Annotated in this window: 13 protein-coding genes and 2 pseudogenes; 4 read left to right on the top strand and 11 right to left on the bottom strand. The window is 62.3% G+C overall.

Going from position 1 to position 15,389, the window contains the following annotated elements; translation table 11 throughout:
• Positions 1-208: 208 nt before the first annotated feature.
• On the bottom strand, positions 209-655 hold the full coding sequence (locus PspCFBP13528_RS12295) for a hypothetical protein (protein WP_137200317.1): 447 nt from the start codon (positions 653-655) through the stop codon (positions 209-211).
• Between the two features lie 566 nt (positions 656-1,221).
• Here PspCFBP13528_RS12295 and PspCFBP13528_RS12290 point away from each other — a divergent pair.
• Positions 1,222-2,157, top strand: a complete 936-nt coding sequence (locus tag PspCFBP13528_RS12290; protein WP_065888359.1) for a chemotaxis protein CheV — start codon at positions 1,222-1,224, stop codon at positions 2,155-2,157.
• 40 nt (positions 2,158-2,197) lie between these two features.
• Entirely contained in the window at positions 2,198-3,001 is an 804-nt protein-coding gene (locus PspCFBP13528_RS12285; protein WP_137200316.1) for an MOSC domain-containing protein, read from the top strand.
• Between the two features lie 49 nt (positions 3,002-3,050).
• Here the strand turns inward: PspCFBP13528_RS12285 and PspCFBP13528_RS12280 are convergent, their stop codons facing one another.
• The 9 genes and pseudogenes from PspCFBP13528_RS12280 to PspCFBP13528_RS12245 form a co-directional block, all read right to left on the bottom strand.
• On the bottom strand, positions 3,051-3,332 hold the full coding sequence (locus tag PspCFBP13528_RS12280; protein WP_065949895.1) for a pyrimidine/purine nucleoside phosphorylase: 282 nt from the start codon (positions 3,330-3,332) through the stop codon (positions 3,051-3,053).
• A 42-nt stretch (positions 3,333-3,374) separates the two neighbouring features.
• Positions 3,375-3,461: pseudogene (locus PspCFBP13528_RS27825) on the bottom strand (outer membrane lipoprotein carrier protein LolA); the annotation flags it as partial.
• Between the two features lie 69 nt (positions 3,462-3,530).
• The gene (locus PspCFBP13528_RS12275; RefSeq protein ID WP_065949896.1) at positions 3,531-4,073 is read right to left on the bottom strand and encodes an exonuclease domain-containing protein; all 543 of its coding nucleotides are present in this window, start codon (positions 4,071-4,073) and stop codon (positions 3,531-3,533) included.
• Between the two features lie 73 nt (positions 4,074-4,146).
• Complete coding sequence (locus tag PspCFBP13528_RS12270; RefSeq protein ID WP_137200315.1) at positions 4,147-6,030, bottom strand: acetyl/propionyl/methylcrotonyl-CoA carboxylase subunit alpha; 1,884 nt, start codon at positions 6,028-6,030, stop codon at positions 4,147-4,149.
• Positions 6,031-6,135: 105 nt separating this feature from the next.
• Complete coding sequence (locus PspCFBP13528_RS12265) at positions 6,136-6,897, bottom strand: enoyl-CoA hydratase-related protein (RefSeq protein ID WP_065949898.1); 762 nt, start codon at positions 6,895-6,897, stop codon at positions 6,136-6,138.
• Positions 6,894-8,051: a citronellyl-CoA dehydrogenase gene (atuD, locus tag PspCFBP13528_RS12260; protein ID WP_101218522.1), complete on the bottom strand. Its 1,158-nt coding sequence runs from the start codon at positions 8,049-8,051 to the stop codon at positions 6,894-6,896. Before atuD ends, PspCFBP13528_RS12265 begins: the two co-directional genes overlap by 4 nt.
• Positions 8,052-8,068: 17 nt before the next feature.
• Positions 8,069-9,685, bottom strand: a complete 1,617-nt coding sequence (locus PspCFBP13528_RS12255) for an acyl-CoA carboxylase subunit beta (RefSeq protein WP_137200314.1) — start codon at positions 9,683-9,685, stop codon at positions 8,069-8,071.
• Positions 9,686-9,688: 3 nt separating this feature from the next.
• Positions 9,689-10,561: an SDR family oxidoreductase gene (locus PspCFBP13528_RS12250; protein WP_137200313.1), complete on the bottom strand. Its 873-nt coding sequence runs from the start codon at positions 10,559-10,561 to the stop codon at positions 9,689-9,691.
• Between the two features lie 12 nt (positions 10,562-10,573).
• Entirely contained in the window at positions 10,574-12,352 is a 1,779-nt protein-coding gene (locus tag PspCFBP13528_RS12245) for an acyclic terpene utilization AtuA family protein (protein WP_137200312.1), read from the bottom strand.
• A 153-nt stretch (positions 12,353-12,505) separates the two neighbouring features.
• On the opposite strand from PspCFBP13528_RS12245, the gene PspCFBP13528_RS12240 reads away from it, so the two are divergent.
• Both PspCFBP13528_RS12240 and PspCFBP13528_RS12235 read left to right on the top strand, forming a co-directional pair.
• The gene (locus PspCFBP13528_RS12240; protein WP_137200311.1) at positions 12,506-13,129 is read left to right on the top strand and encodes a TetR/AcrR family transcriptional regulator; all 624 of its coding nucleotides are present in this window, start codon (positions 12,506-12,508) and stop codon (positions 13,127-13,129) included.
• A gap of 92 nt (positions 13,130-13,221) precedes the next feature.
• A complete protein-coding gene (locus PspCFBP13528_RS12235) occupies positions 13,222-14,010 on the top strand; it encodes a transporter substrate-binding domain-containing protein (RefSeq protein WP_065949904.1) in 789 nt (262 codons plus the stop codon).
• A gap of 369 nt (positions 14,011-14,379) precedes the next feature.
• On the opposite strand, the pseudogene PspCFBP13528_RS12225 reads toward PspCFBP13528_RS12235, so the two are convergent.
• Positions 14,380-15,351, bottom strand: a pseudogene (locus PspCFBP13528_RS12225) (DUF6396 domain-containing protein); the annotation flags it as partial.
• Between the last annotated feature and the right edge of the window lie 38 nt (positions 15,352-15,389).

The raw sequence follows: 15,389 nt of genomic DNA, 5'->3' as shown, positions 1-15,389 counted from the left end.
GTACCACCCCTGTTACCGTTGGTCGCCTGATTGGTTTATGGCCCGCGCAAATACTCTGGGGGGGAATCCCAGAGTTGAAAAGTAAAGTTGTATTATTAAAGTTGGTTTGTATAGTTATTGCGTTGATGGCGAATGGATATTTACTCGTGCTTCGCCATTATCGGTCGTTTTTGGATATGTCGATTATTGAATACGACAGGTATAAGGCTCAAGCCCCCCGATGCAATGGTTGCTGCGGCTCTTGATTGAAATCCTTTTGCGGAATCTGCAAGGTCACTGTCGCGATCAACGCTGTCTGCTCACTCTCGTCCAGGGGCAGCTCACCGGTGCGCGTGTCGATCAGCTCCAGTTGCCAGGCCAGCAGCGTCAGGCAGTCATGCAACGCATCCAATGCCTGGTCATGCAGTTGCATGGGGTTCCGGGCGTTGGCAATGAGCGCTTGAAGGCGCCGTGAGAAATCGCTGATTGCTTGCAACGACAGGCTGTCGGCCTTTTCAGCCAGTTTGGCCAGGCTGGTTTTCATGCCGTCGATGGCGTCGTTGTCATCGCGGATCAAATGTAGATGGGTCAGGCACTCTTGGGACTTGGCCAGCAGCTTTTCGGCCTCCAGCAGAAACTCGGGAAGTGCCGTTCGCTGTGCGTTCGCGCTATTCATCGTGCATGTCTCCGCAACTCAAGCTCGGGTGATGAGATATCGCACCGGGTGAATGGCTTAAAGCTAGCGCTGAAATAGGATTGAGGCTTGTAGGCAGCTTCCGATATTTGCGTAGGACGTTTATTGAAATGTCCACGAAAGTCGTGCGTAACCCCAGCTGAGCGGGATGACACGACTTCAGTTGCCGATACGTGAGTGCCTGGGCGGCCGGCGGGCCTAGGGCTTGGGGTGGCAAACAAAAGCCTGACTCCATTCATGCAATGAGAATGGCGTCACATTAATGGCTATTAGATATCGCGAATATCAGGTCGGGCCTGATTGCGTATAGGGGAATCCCCTATGCAGTGGAACCGCATGTCGATTCGAGTGTCGCGCAACAGCGCAACACTGCCCAGGAGGGGTAGGTGCAGTAAAGCATGATGTCAGTGTGACATCAATGCATTTACGTGGCATTTTACCGGGGTCAAGGTCTGGCGTTTGGCGCCGATAACTTGCGTATATGAACTGCGCACTCTCACAACTGCATTCTCTCAGCGCGAAACCCACCTGCACACCAGGAGCTCTTAATGGCCGGCATTCTCGACACGGTAGATCAACGCACGCAATTGGTGGGTGAGAATCGCCTGGAAATTCTCATGTTCCGCCTGTTCGGGCGGCAGCTGTTCGCGATCAACGTGTTCAAGGTGCAGGAAGTCCTGCAACTGCCCAAGCTGACCCTGATGCCCCAGCGTCACCCCTTCGTGTGTGGGGTGGTCAACCTGCGCGGCCAGACCCTGCCGGTGATCGACCTGTCCCAGGCCATCGGCATGCGCCCGCTGGTACCCGGGCCCAACAGCACCATCATCGTCACCGAGTACAACCGCTCGGTGCAGGCGTTCCTGGTAGGGGGCGTCGACCGCATCGTCAACATGAACTGGGAAGCCATCCTGCCGCCGCCGGCCAGCGCCGGGCGCCAGCATTACCTCACCGCCATCAGCAAGGTCGATGACCAGCTGGTGGAAATCATCGATGTGGAAAAAGTCCTCGCTGAAATCGTGCCCTACAACGCCAAGGTCTCCCGGGAAAAACTCGAAGACCCGGTGCTGGAGCGCGCCCGTGGCCGCGAAGTGCTGCTGGTGGACGACTCCAACGTGGCGCTCTCGCAATTGCGTGACACCCTCGGCCAGTTGGGCGTGAAGATGCACATCGCCAGCGATGGCCTCAAGGCGCTGAACATGCTCAAGGCCTGGGCGGACAGCGGCCAGGTGATGACCGACAAGCTGCTGATGATCTTCACCGACGCCGAAATGCCTGAGATGGATGGCTACCGCCTCACCACCGAAATCCGCAACGACCCGCGCCTGCGTGGCCTTTACGTGGTGCTGCACACCTCGCTGTCGGGCAGCTTCAACGAGTCAATGGTGAAGAAGGTCGGCTGCGACAATTTCCTCTCCAAATTCCAGCCCGACAAGCTGGTCGATGTGGTGCGTGAACGACTGATGCTGGACGAAGTGCCCGCCTGACTTTAGGGTGTGACACTTTGTTCCCCAGGAAAGCAGGCTCATGCTCCGTCTCAGCGCGTTGTACCGTTACCCCTTGAAGTCCGGCAAGGCCGAGGCCCTGCAGCAGATTGGCCTGGACAAGCTCGGGCTGGAAGGGGATCGACGCTGGATGCTGGTGGACGAAGCCAGCGGGCGATTCCTCACGCAACGCGCCGTGGCAGCGATGAGTCAGTTGACTGCCCTGTGGAACACGGCGGGCGGCCTGACCCTCAGTTCGCCGGGGTATGGGACGTTGGACGTGGCACTGCCCGGCGCCGATGTGTTACGCGGTGTGACCATCTGGCATGACACCCTGCGCGTACCGGACGCAGGCGATGCAGCGGCGGCCTGGGTCAGCGCCTTCATCGGTAAACCGACGCGCCTGGTGCATATGCCCATGGATCGCGCTCGGTTCACCCAGCATGGTTTCGGCGAGGATAGCGATCAGGTGGGCTTTGCCGACGGTTACCCCTTGCTGCTGATCGGCCAGGCTTCGCTGGACAATGTGTGCACCCACATCGGCCGGCCGATGGACATGCTGCGCTTTCGCCCCAACCTGGTCATTGAAGGCGCCGAGGCTTTCGCCGAGGACGGTTGGAAACGTTTGCGCATCGGCGCTGTGGAGTTTCGCGTGGTCAAGCCCTGCTCACGTTGCATCCTCACCACCATCGACCCGCAGACCGGCGAGCGCAGCCCGGACCGCGAGCCGTTCGCGACCCTTCAGGCCTATCGCAGCACCGAGCAGGGCGCGATGTTCGGCCAGAATCTGGTCAACGATGGGGTTGGGCAGCTGGAAGTCGGTATGCCGGTGACGGTACTGGAATGAAAAATGCCCGTCTCGCAGGAGACGGGCATTTTTTTGCACCGGTTGGCATTCAGCCGCGGTATTCGCACAGGTATGCGGTGTCTACGGCGACCTTCAACTGGAATTTGCTGTTGGCCGGCACGTTGAACTGGCTGCCGGCAGCGAAGGTTTCCCACTCGGCATCAGGCAGTTTGACGATCAGGGCGCCGGAAACCACGTGCATGATTTCACGCTGGGCGGTGCCGAATTCGTACTCACCCGGGGCCATGACGCCGATGGTGGCCGGACCTTCCTCGGTGCCGAAAGCGATCGACTTGACGGTGCCGTCGAAGTATTCGTTGACTTTGAACATGGGTGAATCCTCGGAAAAAGGGTCAGAGATTACGCCAACCGCTGTAGGAGCGAGCTTGCTCGCGAATAACCTGAGAGCACCCCGTTGAACCAGATGCGCTACGTTATCGCTGGCGATCTTCGCGAGCAAGCTCGCTCCTGCAGGTGGGCAGCATCAGGCAAAAAGGTTGATCAGTATGCCCAAGCGTTTCAGGGCTGCCTAGACCGGCAAAATCAACGGCAGCAGGCGTGCCGTGTTGCGTGCATCTTCCAGGGCCCGATGCTGTTGGCCAGCGAACTGCATCCCCGCCAATTGCAGCGCGCCATTGAGCCCCAGGGGCTTGTCCAGGCGCCGGGCCTTGGCGAAACGCTGCTTGAGGTTGACATGGGGCGTCTGGCCGAGCGCACTGGCCAGGCCATGGCGTTGCCATTCCAGTTCAAGCTGCACGCGATCGTAATCGCCCCAGCTGGCCCAGCCTTCCAGACGCGGCTGATGCTGGCCCAGCCAGCGTTCGAACAGCGGCCACACTTCGGTGATGGGCGCTGCCGCGTCGATGTTGGCCTGGGTAATATGGGTCAATTGGCGGCAAAAGGGCGTCAGCAGTGGCCGCCGCAGCGGTCGCACGAAGCGCTGGAAGTGATCCAGCTCGCGGCCCTGGCGGTTGACCAGGCTCGCGCCGATTTCGATGACTTCCATCTCCGTCACGGGCCAGCCGCCGTCATCCGTTGTGGCTTCAAGGTCAATAATCAGCCAATGAGGCATGCGCAGGTTCCCGTACTGTTCCTGTCCTGATGGGGATAGAGCGTAGCCGGGCCATGTAGTTCCGCCCAGGGGCTTATTCAATCTCCAGCAGAACCTGACGATTGCGCACTTGATCGCCGGTCACCACCTGCACGCCCTTGACAACGCCGTCGATGCCGGCCTTCAGCGGGTGTTCCATTTTCATCGCTTCGAGCACCAGCAAGAGCTGGCCTTTGGTGACGATGTCGCCGACGCTGACCTGTATGTCGACGACAGCGCCATCCATCGGCGCCTTGACCGTGCCGCTGCCGGCATCGACCTGGCGGTTGGCGACCTCGTGGGTGCGGTTCGTCACTTTCATGCCGGGTAACCACAGTTGGGTATCGTCAAGGCAGTAGGCGATACGCCGGCGGATGCCATCGAGCACCAGGATGGCCCAGCGGCCGTCGATGCTGAGTGGCAGTGCCTCTGCGCGCACCTTGTGGATTTGGCCATTGACCTCAAGGTCATAGGTGCACGGGACATGTGCGCTGTTGCGCCAGCCTGCCACGCCCTGGCGATGCTGGTCGGCGCTGTGTCGGTAAAACAGCGTGGCGGCCAGGGTGAGCTGTTCCTTTGACGGCACCCACGGCGGTATGTCGCCGAAATGTTCCGGGATAAATGCGGTGCTGAAAGCGCCCGCGATGAAACTCGGATGCTTGAGCACATCAGCCAACAGTCGCTGATTGGTGGTGACGCCGAGTAACACTGTATCTTCCACCGCCCGCAGCAATTTGCGCCGCGCCTCTTCGCGGCTTGCGCCGTGCGCGATGATCTTGCCCAGCATCGGGTCGTAGAACGGGCCGATGGTTTCGCCTTCGCTCAATCCATGGTCTATGCGCACGCCTGGGGCAGGTTCCCAGCGCATCAGGTCACCGGTTTGGGGCAGGAAGCCCTGGGTCGGGTCTTCGGCGTACAGGCGCACTTCCATGGCGTGACCGCTGAGCGTCACCTCAGCCTGTGTCAGCGGCAGGGGCTGGCCGGCGGCGATTTGCAGCTGCCAGTCGACCAGGTCAAGCCCCGTGATCAGCTCGGTGACCGGGTGCTCGACTTGCAGGCGGGTGTTCATTTCCAGGAAGTAAAACCGGCCGTTGCCGTCGAGCAGGAATTCCACCGTACCGGCGCCGACGTAGTTCACCGCGCGGCCCGCCTTGAGTGCGGCGTCGCCCATGGCCTGGCGCAGTGCCGGGGTCATGACCGGGCAGGGCGCTTCTTCGATGACTTTTTGATGGCGCCGCTGGAGGGAGCAATCGCGTTCGCCCAGATAAATCAGGTGGCCGTGGCTGTCGCCGAACAGTTGGATTTCAACGTGGCGTGGATCGATCAGCGCCTGTTCGAGGATCAGTTCGTCGCTGCCGAAGGCGTTCAGCGCTTCGGAGCGCGCCGTGCGCAGTTGCTCCAGCACGTGGTCCGAGTGCTGCACCAGGCGCATGCCACGCCCGCCGCCACCGGCGCTGGCCTTGATCATCAGGGGGTAGCCGATGCGGTTGGCTTCGGTGTGCAGGGTCGCGTCGTCCTGGGCGCTGCCCTGGTAACCGGCGATGCAGGGAACGCCGGCCTGGAGCATGGCGAGTTTGGACAGGCGCTTGCTGCCCATCAGTTCGATGGCGTCGGGGCTGGGGCCGATGAAGGTGATCCCGGCGTTCAGGCAGGCCCTGGCGAACTCGGAATTTTCCGAGAGGAAACCGTAGCCGGGGTGGATGGCGTCGGCGCCGGTGCGTTGGGCGGCGTCGAGGAGGGCGGCTATGTTCAGGTAGGACTGTTGTACGGGGGCGGGGCCGATGTTCACGGCCTCGTCGGCCATGCGCACGTGCAGGGCGTGGGTGTCGGCGTCGCTGTACACGGCGACGGTGCGGTAGCCCAATGCCTGGGCGGTGCGTTGGATGCGGCAGGCGATTTCGCCGCGGTTGGCGATCAGGATTTTTGTGAAGGCGGGCATTGGTTTATCCCTTGCTGATGGGTGTCTGGTCCGGCCTCATCGGGGGCAAGCTCCCTCCCACATTGGAATGCATTCCCCTGTGGGAGGGGGCTTGCCCCGATGACGTCATTTGCACCACCGAGGCTTACGCTTGTGCACAAACGCCTGCGTCCCCTCAATCCCTTCCTCGCTCATCAGCGCCTCGGCAAACCAGTGCGCGCCACGGTCCAGCACGGCCTCAAGCGGTTCATCCACGCTCGCCAGCAACAAGGCTTTTGTCCGTCCATTCGCCCCCGGCGCGCACTGCAGCACTTGCCCCAACACGTCATCCAGGCGCTCGGCCAGCGCCTGCGCATCGTGCTCGACAAAATGCACCACCCCCAACCGTCCCGCTTCAACCCCATCAAACCGCGCCGCCGTCAGCGCCAGGCGCCGGGCCTGGGTCAAACCGATGCGCTTGACCACAAACGGCGCAATCTGCGCCGGCAGCAAGCCCAGGCGGGTCTCAGGCAAGCCGAACTGTGCCTTAGCGTCGGCCAGCGCAATATCGCTGACACACGCCAAGCCAAATCCACCGCCCAGCACCGCGCCTTGCAGTACTGCAACCACCACCTGCGGCAACGCCTCGACTTCCTGCAGCAAGGTGCCGAACGCCCGGTTCAACGCCTGCAACTGATCGCCCGCGCTTGCCAGGTCCTTTACGTCGGCCCCCGCGCAAAAGTGCCCGCCCGCACCGCTGAACACCACGACGCGTATCTCGCTGCCCAATCGGGCCATGGCCTGGCGCAGCTCATTGACCATCTCCAGGCTCATCGCATTGCGACATTCAGGGCGGTTGAGCGTGATGTGCAGCACACCGTTATGGGGTTCCAGCAACAGGGTATTCATGACTTTTTCCCGGGCAGGGTGCCCATCAGTTTGCAGAGGATGCCCAGCATGATTTCATCGGCACCGCCGCCGATCGACACCAGGCGCACGTCGCGATAAGCGCGGGCCACCGGGTTGTCCCACATGAAGCCCATACCGCCCCAATATTGCAGGCAGCTGTCGCTGACCTCGCGGCCCAGGCGGCCGGCCTTGAGCTTGGCCATGGAGGCCAGGCGCGTCACGTCCTGGCCGTTGATGTACTGCTCGGTGGCCTGGTAGACCAGCGCGCGCAGGCATTCGATTTCGGTCGCCAGTTCAGCCAGGCGAAAGTGGATCACCTGGTTATCGATCAGGGCCTTGCCAAAGGTGTGGCGTTCCCTGCAGTAGTCGATGGTGCTGTCGATGCAGTACTCCAGGCCTTTGAGCATATTGGCCGCGCCGAACAGGCGTTCTTCCTGGAACTGCAGCATCTGCATCATGAAGCCCGCGCCTTCCTGGCCGATGCGGTTGCGCTGCGGCACGCGCACGTCGTCAAAGAACACCTGGGCGGTCTCGGAGCTGTGCATGCCGAGCTTTTCCAGGGGCGGGCTGACGCTGATGCCAGGGGTGTTCATGGGCACCATGATCAGCGACTTGTTGACGTGCGGTTTGTCGTCGCAAGTGTTGGCCAGCAGGCAGATAAAGTCGGCACTGGGCGAGTTGGTGATCCACATTTTGCTGCCGTTGATCACGTAGTCGGCGCCGTCCTTGCGTGCATGGGTCTTGAGCCCGGCCACGTCGGAACCGGCGCCGGTTTCCGACACGCCGATGCAACCGACCTGCTCGCCGCTGATGGCCGGGCGCAGGAATTCGTCGCGTAGCTCGTCCGAGCCGAAGCGGGCGAGGGCCGGGGTGCACATATCGGTCTGTACGCCGATGGACATGGGGATGCCGCCGCAGCGGATGCTGCCGAACGCTTCGGCGGCGACAATCGAGTAGCTGTAGTCCAGGCCCATGCCGCCGAACTGCTGCGGTTTGGAAATGCCCAGCAGGCCGAGGTCGCCGGCCTTGCGGAAGATGTCGTGGATGGGGAAGCGCCCGGCTTTTTCCCAGGCGTCCACGAACGGGTTGATTTCGCGGTCGACGAAGGCGTGGACGGTGCGGCGCAATTCCTGGTGTTCCTGGGTGAAGATCATTTTTATTGTTCTCCTGATTAGAAGCGCGCCACGCCAAAGCTGTTTGGCTGCAACTGGCGTATTTCAGCCTCATGGCAAATATCCAGCAGCAAACCCAGGAGCGTGCGGGTCTCCCGCGGGTCGATCAGCCCGTCATCCCACAGATTGGCGCTGCCATATAGTGCGGTGGACTGGCTGTCGAGTTTCTGCGCGGTGACCTGCTCAAGCAGGTCCAGCGCCTTGGGATCGGGCACCAGGCCGTCTTTCAACTGCCGGGCCTCGGTGATGATGCGCAGCACCTTGCCCGCCTGCGCGCCGCCCATCACCGCCGTGCGGCTGTTGGGCCAGGCGAAGATGAAACGCGGGTCCAGGCCACGGCCGCACATCGCGTAGTTCCCGGCACCATAGGAGCCGCCGACCACAATCGTGAGCTTGGGCACGCGGGCATTGGCCACCGCCTGGATCATCTTCGCGCCGTGCTTGATCACGCCTTGCTGCTCGGACTCGGTGCCGACCATGAAACCGGTGGTGTTGTGCAGGAACAGCAGCGGCGTGCGGCTCTGGTCGCACAGCTGGATAAACTGCGCGGCCTTGCTCGCGCCTTTGGGCGTGATCGGGCCGTTATTGCCGATCACGCCGACGGCATGGCCATGGATATGCAGGTGGCCGCAGACGGTGTGCGCATCGAACTCGCCCTTGAATTCAAGAAAGCGCGAGGCGTCGGCCAGGCGCGCAAGAATGTCGCGCACGTCGTAGGGCTTTTTCGGATCATCCGGGATCAGCCCCAACAGCTCTTCAGCGCGATACAGCGGCTCGCTGTAGACCCGCTGGGGCGTCGGCGGCAGCCGGTCATTCCAGGGCAGCAGGCTGACGATCTCGCGCACGATACGCACGCCATCGGCGTCATCTTGCGCCAGGTATTCGGCGGTGCCGGCGACTTGCGCGTGCATCTGGGCGCCGCCCAGTTCTTCATCGGTGGCCACTTCGCCAGTCGCCGCCTTGAGCAGCGGCGGCCCAGCGAGGAACAGCTTGGCCTTGCCGCGCACCACCACCACGTAATCCGACAGCCCCGGCTGATACGCACCGCCGGCGGTGGCCGAGCCGTGCACCACGGTGATCTGCGGCAAGCCCATGGCTGACATGCGCGCCTGGTTGGCAAAGCTGCGCGCGCCTTCGACGAAAATCTCGGCGGCGTAATTGAGGTTGGCGCCGCCGCTTTCGGCGAGGGTCACCACCGGCAGTTTGTTGTCCATGGCGATCTGTTGCAGGCGCAGGGATTTTTTCAGGCCGGTGGGGGAAATGGTCCCGCCCTTGATCGCGCTGTTGTTGGCCACCACCAGCATGCGCACGCCGCTGACGTAACCGATGCCGGCGATCAACCCGCCACCGGCGGCGCTGCCGTCCTTGTCGTCATGGAGTTTATAGCCGGCCAGGCTGGCCAGTTCCAGGAACGGTGCGCCGGGGTCGAGCAGCAGATCAAGGCGTTCGCGCGGCAGCAACTGGCCACGTTTGTCGAACCTGGGGCGGGCCTGCGCGGCCTTGAGGAGCAGGTCGTGTTCCAGTTGGCGCACGTGCTGGAGGCTGTGCAGCATGGCTTCGCGGTTTTGCGCGAACTGCGGGCTGTGGGCGTCTATCAGACTCTCGATGACCGGCATGCGCTAGTGCTCCGCCTTGAGCACATCGGGCAGATAGGCGCGGTGGAAACCATTGAAGCCTTCGCTTGGCGCCTGCGCCTTGTGCAGCGGCCAGGCACGGCTGCCCAGGCTGGCGGCGCCGTCGATGCGCAGCGTGCTGCCGCTGATAAAGGCGGCGGCGGGGCTCAGCAGAAACACGATGGCCGCACTGACTTCCGACTCGGTGCCGATCCGCTTGAGCGGCACGTGCTCGCGCAGGGTGGGGATCACGGCCTTGAACGCGCCGTCGTAGGTGTCCATGCCGCTGGAGGCGATCCAGCCGGGCGCTACCGCGTTGACGCGCACCCCGGCATAACCCCATTCAAACGCTGCGGTCTTGGTGAAGTTGTCCATCCCCGAACGCGCCGCGCCCGAGTGGCCCATGCCGGGCATGCCGCCCCACATGTCGGCGAGCATGTTGACGATGGCGCCGCCGTGGCTGCTCATGGACTGGTTGAACACTTCCCGCGCCATCAGGAAACCGCCGACCAGGTTGGTGCGCAGCACGGTTTCAAAGCCTTTTTGATTGATCGAGGCCAGTGGCGAGGGGTACTGGCCGCCGGCGTTATTCACCAGGCCGTGGATCGGGCCGTGGTCGTCGATGATCTGCGCGACCAGCCGCTTCACGGCGTCTTCATCGCGAACGTCACAGGCATGCCAGTGGGCGACGCCACCGTCTTCGGCGATTTCCGTCGCCACCGTGTGCAGTTTGTCCGGCTTGCGCCCCACCAGGATGACGCGCGCCCCCAGCGCTGCCAGCTCATGGGCGGTGCAGCGGCCAATCCCGCTGCCGCCACCGGTAACAATCACGCTTTGCCCCTGGAACAGGTCGGCTTTGAAGATCGAGTCGAAGGCCACGGCGACGGTCCTTTAAGTGAGGGAATCTGCGATGTGTTGCGGCACGGCGATGGGGATTTCCAGCAGTTGCTGGGCAAACGCCTTGCCCTGGGGGTCGATGCGCAGGCTGGCAATGCCGCCGCCGCCGAGGGCGTTTTCCAGCACGAAGTTCAGGCTGTGGGTGCCGGGCAAATACCAACGTTCGACGCGGCCATACACCGGGTCGAGCACATGGCTCATCCAATCGACAATCACTTCAGGCGTGAGCACTTCGGCGATCCACGGCAGGTACTCGGGATCGCGGGCAATCACGCCGATATTGCTGTGATTGCCCTTGTCGCCGGAGCGCGCCACCGCGAGTTTCACCAAGGGTACGCTGGCGTCGGCGCGGCCCTGGGGTTTGGGCGGCTCGATGGGCGCGGCAGGGGTGAGCGGCGGGCGTGCGGCGGGCAACTGCACGGCGTGGCGCCGGCCTTGGTAGTCGAGGGTCACGGCGCACTTGGGCTTGTCGATCAGAAACGAAAACAACCGGATCAGTGGATACACCGTGGGCCTGCCGCCGACGATCCCGGCCAACCCCGGCGCCATGCCGGTGGCAGCCTGGGCGATTTCGCGGGCGAACAGGGTCAGCGCCTGCCTGCTCGGGTGGCGCACCGCCCATTTGATCACCACCTCCCGACAATCCTGGCGCTGGGCGCGGCCACCATAAGTGGCTTCGCTGCCGAGCAGTTCGATATTCACCTCGGTGTAGGGCGCCCAGCCGCGTTGGCTGAACAGTTCCGAGGTCTTGTTGATGATGGCCTGGCTGACCCGGTCGGCCTTGGCCACCGCATCGATGCCGGCCAGCAGGCAACTGGCGGTGCAGCGGAAACCGTCGAGGTAAGTGGCGCTGACCTTGTATTGATCGGTCGGCGGCACGCCCCTGGCGCCGTGCACGCGCACGCACTGTTTGCCTTGTTGCTGCACCTTGACCTGGCTGAAATCGCAGATCACATCAGGCAGGCGGTAGGCGCGCGGGTCACCGATCTCATACAGCAGTTGTTCGGCCACACTGAGTTCGCTGATCAGCCCGCCGCTGCCCTCGACCTTGTTCACCGTGAACTGACCGTCGGCGCTGACTTCGACGATGGGGAAGCCGATGTGCTCATAGTCCGGCACATCGCGCCAATCGGTGAAATTGCCGCCGGTGCACTGCGCGCCGCATTCGATGATATGCCCGGCCAGGGCGGCTTGGGCGAGGTGGTCATAGTCGTGCCACGACCAGCCGAACTCATGCACCAGCGCCGCGCTGACCACTGCGCTGTCGACCACGCGGCCAGTGATGACAATATCGGCGCCGAGCTCAAGCGCCGTGCTGATGCCCGGCGCGCCGAGGTAGGCATTGGCGGACACGCACGCCGCAGGCAGCGGGGCGCCGGTGAACATGTCGGTGACCTCGGGCAGGTGTTTGAGCTGCGCGTGCAGGTCATCGCCGAGCAGGACCGCGATCTTCAGGGGCACCTGGGCGTTATCGCAGGCCGCTTGCAGAGCCGCCGCGCAGGCCTGGGGGTTGATGCCGCCGGCATTGCTGATCACACGGATACCCTGGCGCTGGATATCGGCCAGCAACGGCGTGAGCACCTCGACAAAGTCCGTGGCGTAGCCGGCCTTGGGGTCTTTCAGGCGGGCGCCGGCGAGGATCGACAGGGTCACTTCCGCCAGGTAGTCGAACACCAGGTAATCCAATGCGCCGCCGTGCACCAGTTGGGCGGCGGCGGTGCAGGTGTCGCCCCAGAAGGCGCTGGCGCAGCCGATACGAACCGTCTTGCTCATGAGAAATCCTTCCTCGAATGGCTGGTTGCGAGGCTACCAAGCAAGCGCTTGGTTTGCAAACCCTGCACACAAGTTTTACCCAAGCGCTTGCTTGGGTGCCGGCCACGGCCTAAATTGCCCGCCAAGACGATAGTAGACATAAGGGAAAGCAGCATGGATGACCACCAAGCCCTGCGGGTGATGCGCACCATGGTCGACGGTGGCCAATTGACCGACCCCGAGAGTGCCCGGGGCAAGTTGCTGCAAACCGCGGCTCACCTGTTTCGCAACAAGGGCTTTGAGCGCACCACCGTGCGCGACCTGGCCGGCGCGGTGGGTATCCAGTCGGGCAGCATCTTTCATCACTTCAAGAGCAAGGACGAGATCCTGCGCGCGGTGATGGAAGAAACCATTCTCTACAACACCGCGATGATGCGCGCAGCGCTGGAGCAGGCGGGCACGGTGCGCGAGCGCGTGCGGGCGCTGATCCGCTGCGAATTGCAGTCGATCATGGGCGGCAGCGGTGAGGCGATGGCGGTGCTGGTGTACGAATGGCGTTCGTTGTCTGCCGAAGGTCAGGCCCAGGTACTGGCCTTGCGCGATGTGTACGAGGACATCTGGTTGCAGGTACTGGGCGAAGCCAAGGCTGCCGGTTATATCAGGGGCGACGTGTTTATCACCCGGCGTTTCCTGACCGGTGCGTTGTCCTGGACCACCACCTGGTTCCGTACACAGGGCAGCCTGACACTCGAAGAACTGGCCGAAGAAGCCCTGCTGATGGTGCTCAAGGCGGATTGAGGCGCAAGCTATCAATTTACCGGCAACCGTTGTCTCTCCCGGGAAAAACGCCTAGCTTATCGCCATCATAGAATTCAACGGTGTGTGCCTAGATGTTTTCGCCATGGCGGCTGGCTGCAGGACTTACATTATGGGCGCTGGGTACCGCAGGGTGGACGCAAGCCGGCGCCGCGCAGTTGGTGAGGGTCGGCGCGGCGCATTTTCCGCCGTATACCGTACGCCCTGAGCAAGGCGCCGATACCGGGTTGCTGCCGCAATTGGTCGAAGCGTTGAACGCCGTGCAAAGCGACTACCAGTTCGTGCTGGTGCCCACCTCGATCCCCAGGCGTTTTCGCGATTTCGAGCAAGGCCGGGTCGACATGGCGATCTTTGAAAACCCCTCCTGGGGTTGGACGAACGTTGCGCATACCAGCGTCGATATGGGGCTGGAAGACGCTGAAATCTTCGTCGCCGTGCGTGAGCCCGGTCGCGACCAGCGTTTTTTCACCGACCTGGCCGGCAAGCGCCTGGCGGTGTTCAGCGGTTACCACTACGCCTTCGCGCACTTCAACCCCGACCCCAAGTACCTGGCCGAGCACTTCAACGCCACCTTGACGTATTCCCATGACAGCAACTTGCTGATGGTCGCCCGGGGACGTGCCGATATTGCCTTGGTCACCCGTTCGTACCTGAGTGATTTCATGGTGCGTAACGCTGACCTGGCGGACAAGTTCCTGGTGTCGGAGCGCATTGATCAGGTCTATCACCATTACGCGCTGCTGCGGCCCAAGGCACCGATCAGCGGGCCGGTATTTGCCGAGCTGCTCAAGCGCTTGCGTGATAACGGTCAGATGCTCAGGATTTTCGCGCCGTATCGGATTGATATAACGCCGCTGCCCTGAGCGCGCCGCCGATCAAGTGTGGGAGGGGGCTTGCTCCCCGATGGCGGCCTTGGAGCCGACCGGTATCTTGTGACGGCCCCGATCCAAATGTGGGAGGGGGCTTGCCCCCGATGGCGGTGGGTCAACCAACATCAATGTTTGCTGGGACGACGTCTTCGCGGGCAAGCCCTAATGCCAGTCAGCCAAGGCTTTTGTAGGAGCGAGCTTGCTCGCGAAAAACTCACAGGCGCCGCGTTCGTTCAGGAAGCACGCGTTATCGTTGACGTTTTTCGCGAGCAAGCTCGCTCCTACAGACGGCGGTGTACGCTTAACTGACCGGCAGAGGTTTCATCTCCCGCAGCCACTTCCAGTTGGAATGCCTCAATGCTGGATCAGCGCTTCGCTGGGCTTTGGTGGCGGGACATTGGCCAGGCGGGCTTCCAGCCATTGCAGCTTACCGTCCCAGGCGGGGAGCTTGGCCGGGGGCAAGGGGAGGATTTCGTTGATTTCGGGGACTTTGGGGTCGGCGTAGGAGTATCTCGCAAGCACACGCCAGATTGTTTTATAGCGCTCAGCGCGTTCAAGGTCTTCCTGTTGGGCGAGGTAGTACAGTTCATCGGTGACAGGAGGGCCACGGAAACCTTCTTCCAACCAGCCAGCAGAGCTGTCATCACCTGCCTCCACTCCCAATTGGAATGCCTCAAGTGCTTCTTGATAATGGCCATCTGTCGATAGATCGACCCCAAGTGCCCGAGCAGCCTTACCATGTCCCTGCTCGGCCGCACAGCGGCGCATCTGCCGGGCAACGCCCGGTGCAATGTCGATTGGCGCCAGGATGTCCCCCACATCGTACTGTGCTTGAGCACTGCCCTGATCAGCCGCCTTACGAAAGTAACGTAACGACATGGCCGTATCCTGCTTCAACCCCGCCGAACCGCTCTTCAGGAAGATGCCGATAAAGTAGTACCCCGTCGCCACCTTTGCGTCGATCAGTTGCTGGCTCAGGCGCAGGTGATCCTCACCACGGAGCGTGAAGTGGCCGCGCAGGGTGCCGTTTTGCAGGTTGATATTGGCCTTGAAGTGGCCATTTTCGGCCGCAATCCGGTACAGACGCTCGATCTCGGCGTCGACGCTTTTGTCCTGCTTGAGCAGGTTGTTCTTCTGCAACCAACGGGCGTACTGGAACAGCTCATCGGCCTCGGCGGGCGGCGCGGGGATCTGCTCATGAACACAGGTAAAGGCCAGCTTGGCTTTGATCTCGGTCAGCGGGTTCAAGGAAGTGTTCTGGGGCGGGTGAGTGGGGGCGCTGCGGTTATCGCAGGCGGCCAGCAGCAGGCTTGTCAGCAGTAGAAATCGTCGCATCGCTCGAGGTCCTTCAACGTCTTTTCGCCGTAAACCTC

The organism is Pseudomonas sp. CFBP13528 (assembly GCF_005233615.1).
In the GTDB taxonomy this organism is placed as follows: Bacteria; Pseudomonadota; Gammaproteobacteria; order Pseudomonadales; family Pseudomonadaceae; genus Aquipseudomonas; species Aquipseudomonas fluorescens_AM.
The sequence above is the reverse complement of the archived record's forward strand: the minus strand, read 5'-3'. Positions and strand labels throughout refer to the sequence as shown.

Coding starts and splice junctions, on each gene's coding strand:
- PspCFBP13528_RS12295 (WP_137200317.1), bottom strand. CDS start 655: ATGAATAGCGCGAACGCACAGCGAACGGCACTTCCCGAGTTTCTGCTG.
- PspCFBP13528_RS12290 (WP_065888359.1), top strand. CDS start 1,222: ATGGCCGGCATTCTCGACACGGTAGATCAACGCACGCAATTGGTGGGT.
- PspCFBP13528_RS12285 (WP_137200316.1), top strand. CDS start 2,198: ATGCTCCGTCTCAGCGCGTTGTACCGTTACCCCTTGAAGTCCGGCAAG.
- PspCFBP13528_RS12280 (WP_065949895.1), bottom strand. CDS start 3,332: ATGTTCAAAGTCAACGAATACTTCGACGGCACCGTCAAGTCGATCGCT.
- PspCFBP13528_RS12275 (WP_065949896.1), bottom strand. CDS start 4,073: ATGCCTCATTGGCTGATTATTGACCTTGAAGCCACAACGGATGACGGC.
- PspCFBP13528_RS12270 (WP_137200315.1), bottom strand. CDS start 6,030: ATGCCCGCCTTCACAAAAATCCTGATCGCCAACCGCGGCGAAATCGCC.
- PspCFBP13528_RS12265 (WP_065949898.1), bottom strand. CDS start 6,897: ATGAATACCCTGTTGCTGGAACCCCATAACGGTGTGCTGCACATCACG.
- atuD (WP_101218522.1), bottom strand. CDS start 8,051: ATGATCTTCACCCAGGAACACCAGGAATTGCGCCGCACCGTCCACGCC.
- PspCFBP13528_RS12255 (WP_137200314.1), bottom strand. CDS start 9,685: ATGCCGGTCATCGAGAGTCTGATAGACGCCCACAGCCCGCAGTTCGCG.
- PspCFBP13528_RS12245 (WP_137200312.1), bottom strand. CDS start 12,352: ATGAGCAAGACGGTTCGTATCGGCTGCGCCAGCGCCTTCTGGGGCGAC.
- PspCFBP13528_RS12240 (WP_137200311.1), top strand. CDS start 12,506: ATGGATGACCACCAAGCCCTGCGGGTGATGCGCACCATGGTCGACGGT.
- PspCFBP13528_RS12235 (WP_065949904.1), top strand. CDS start 13,222: ATGTTTTCGCCATGGCGGCTGGCTGCAGGACTTACATTATGGGCGCTG.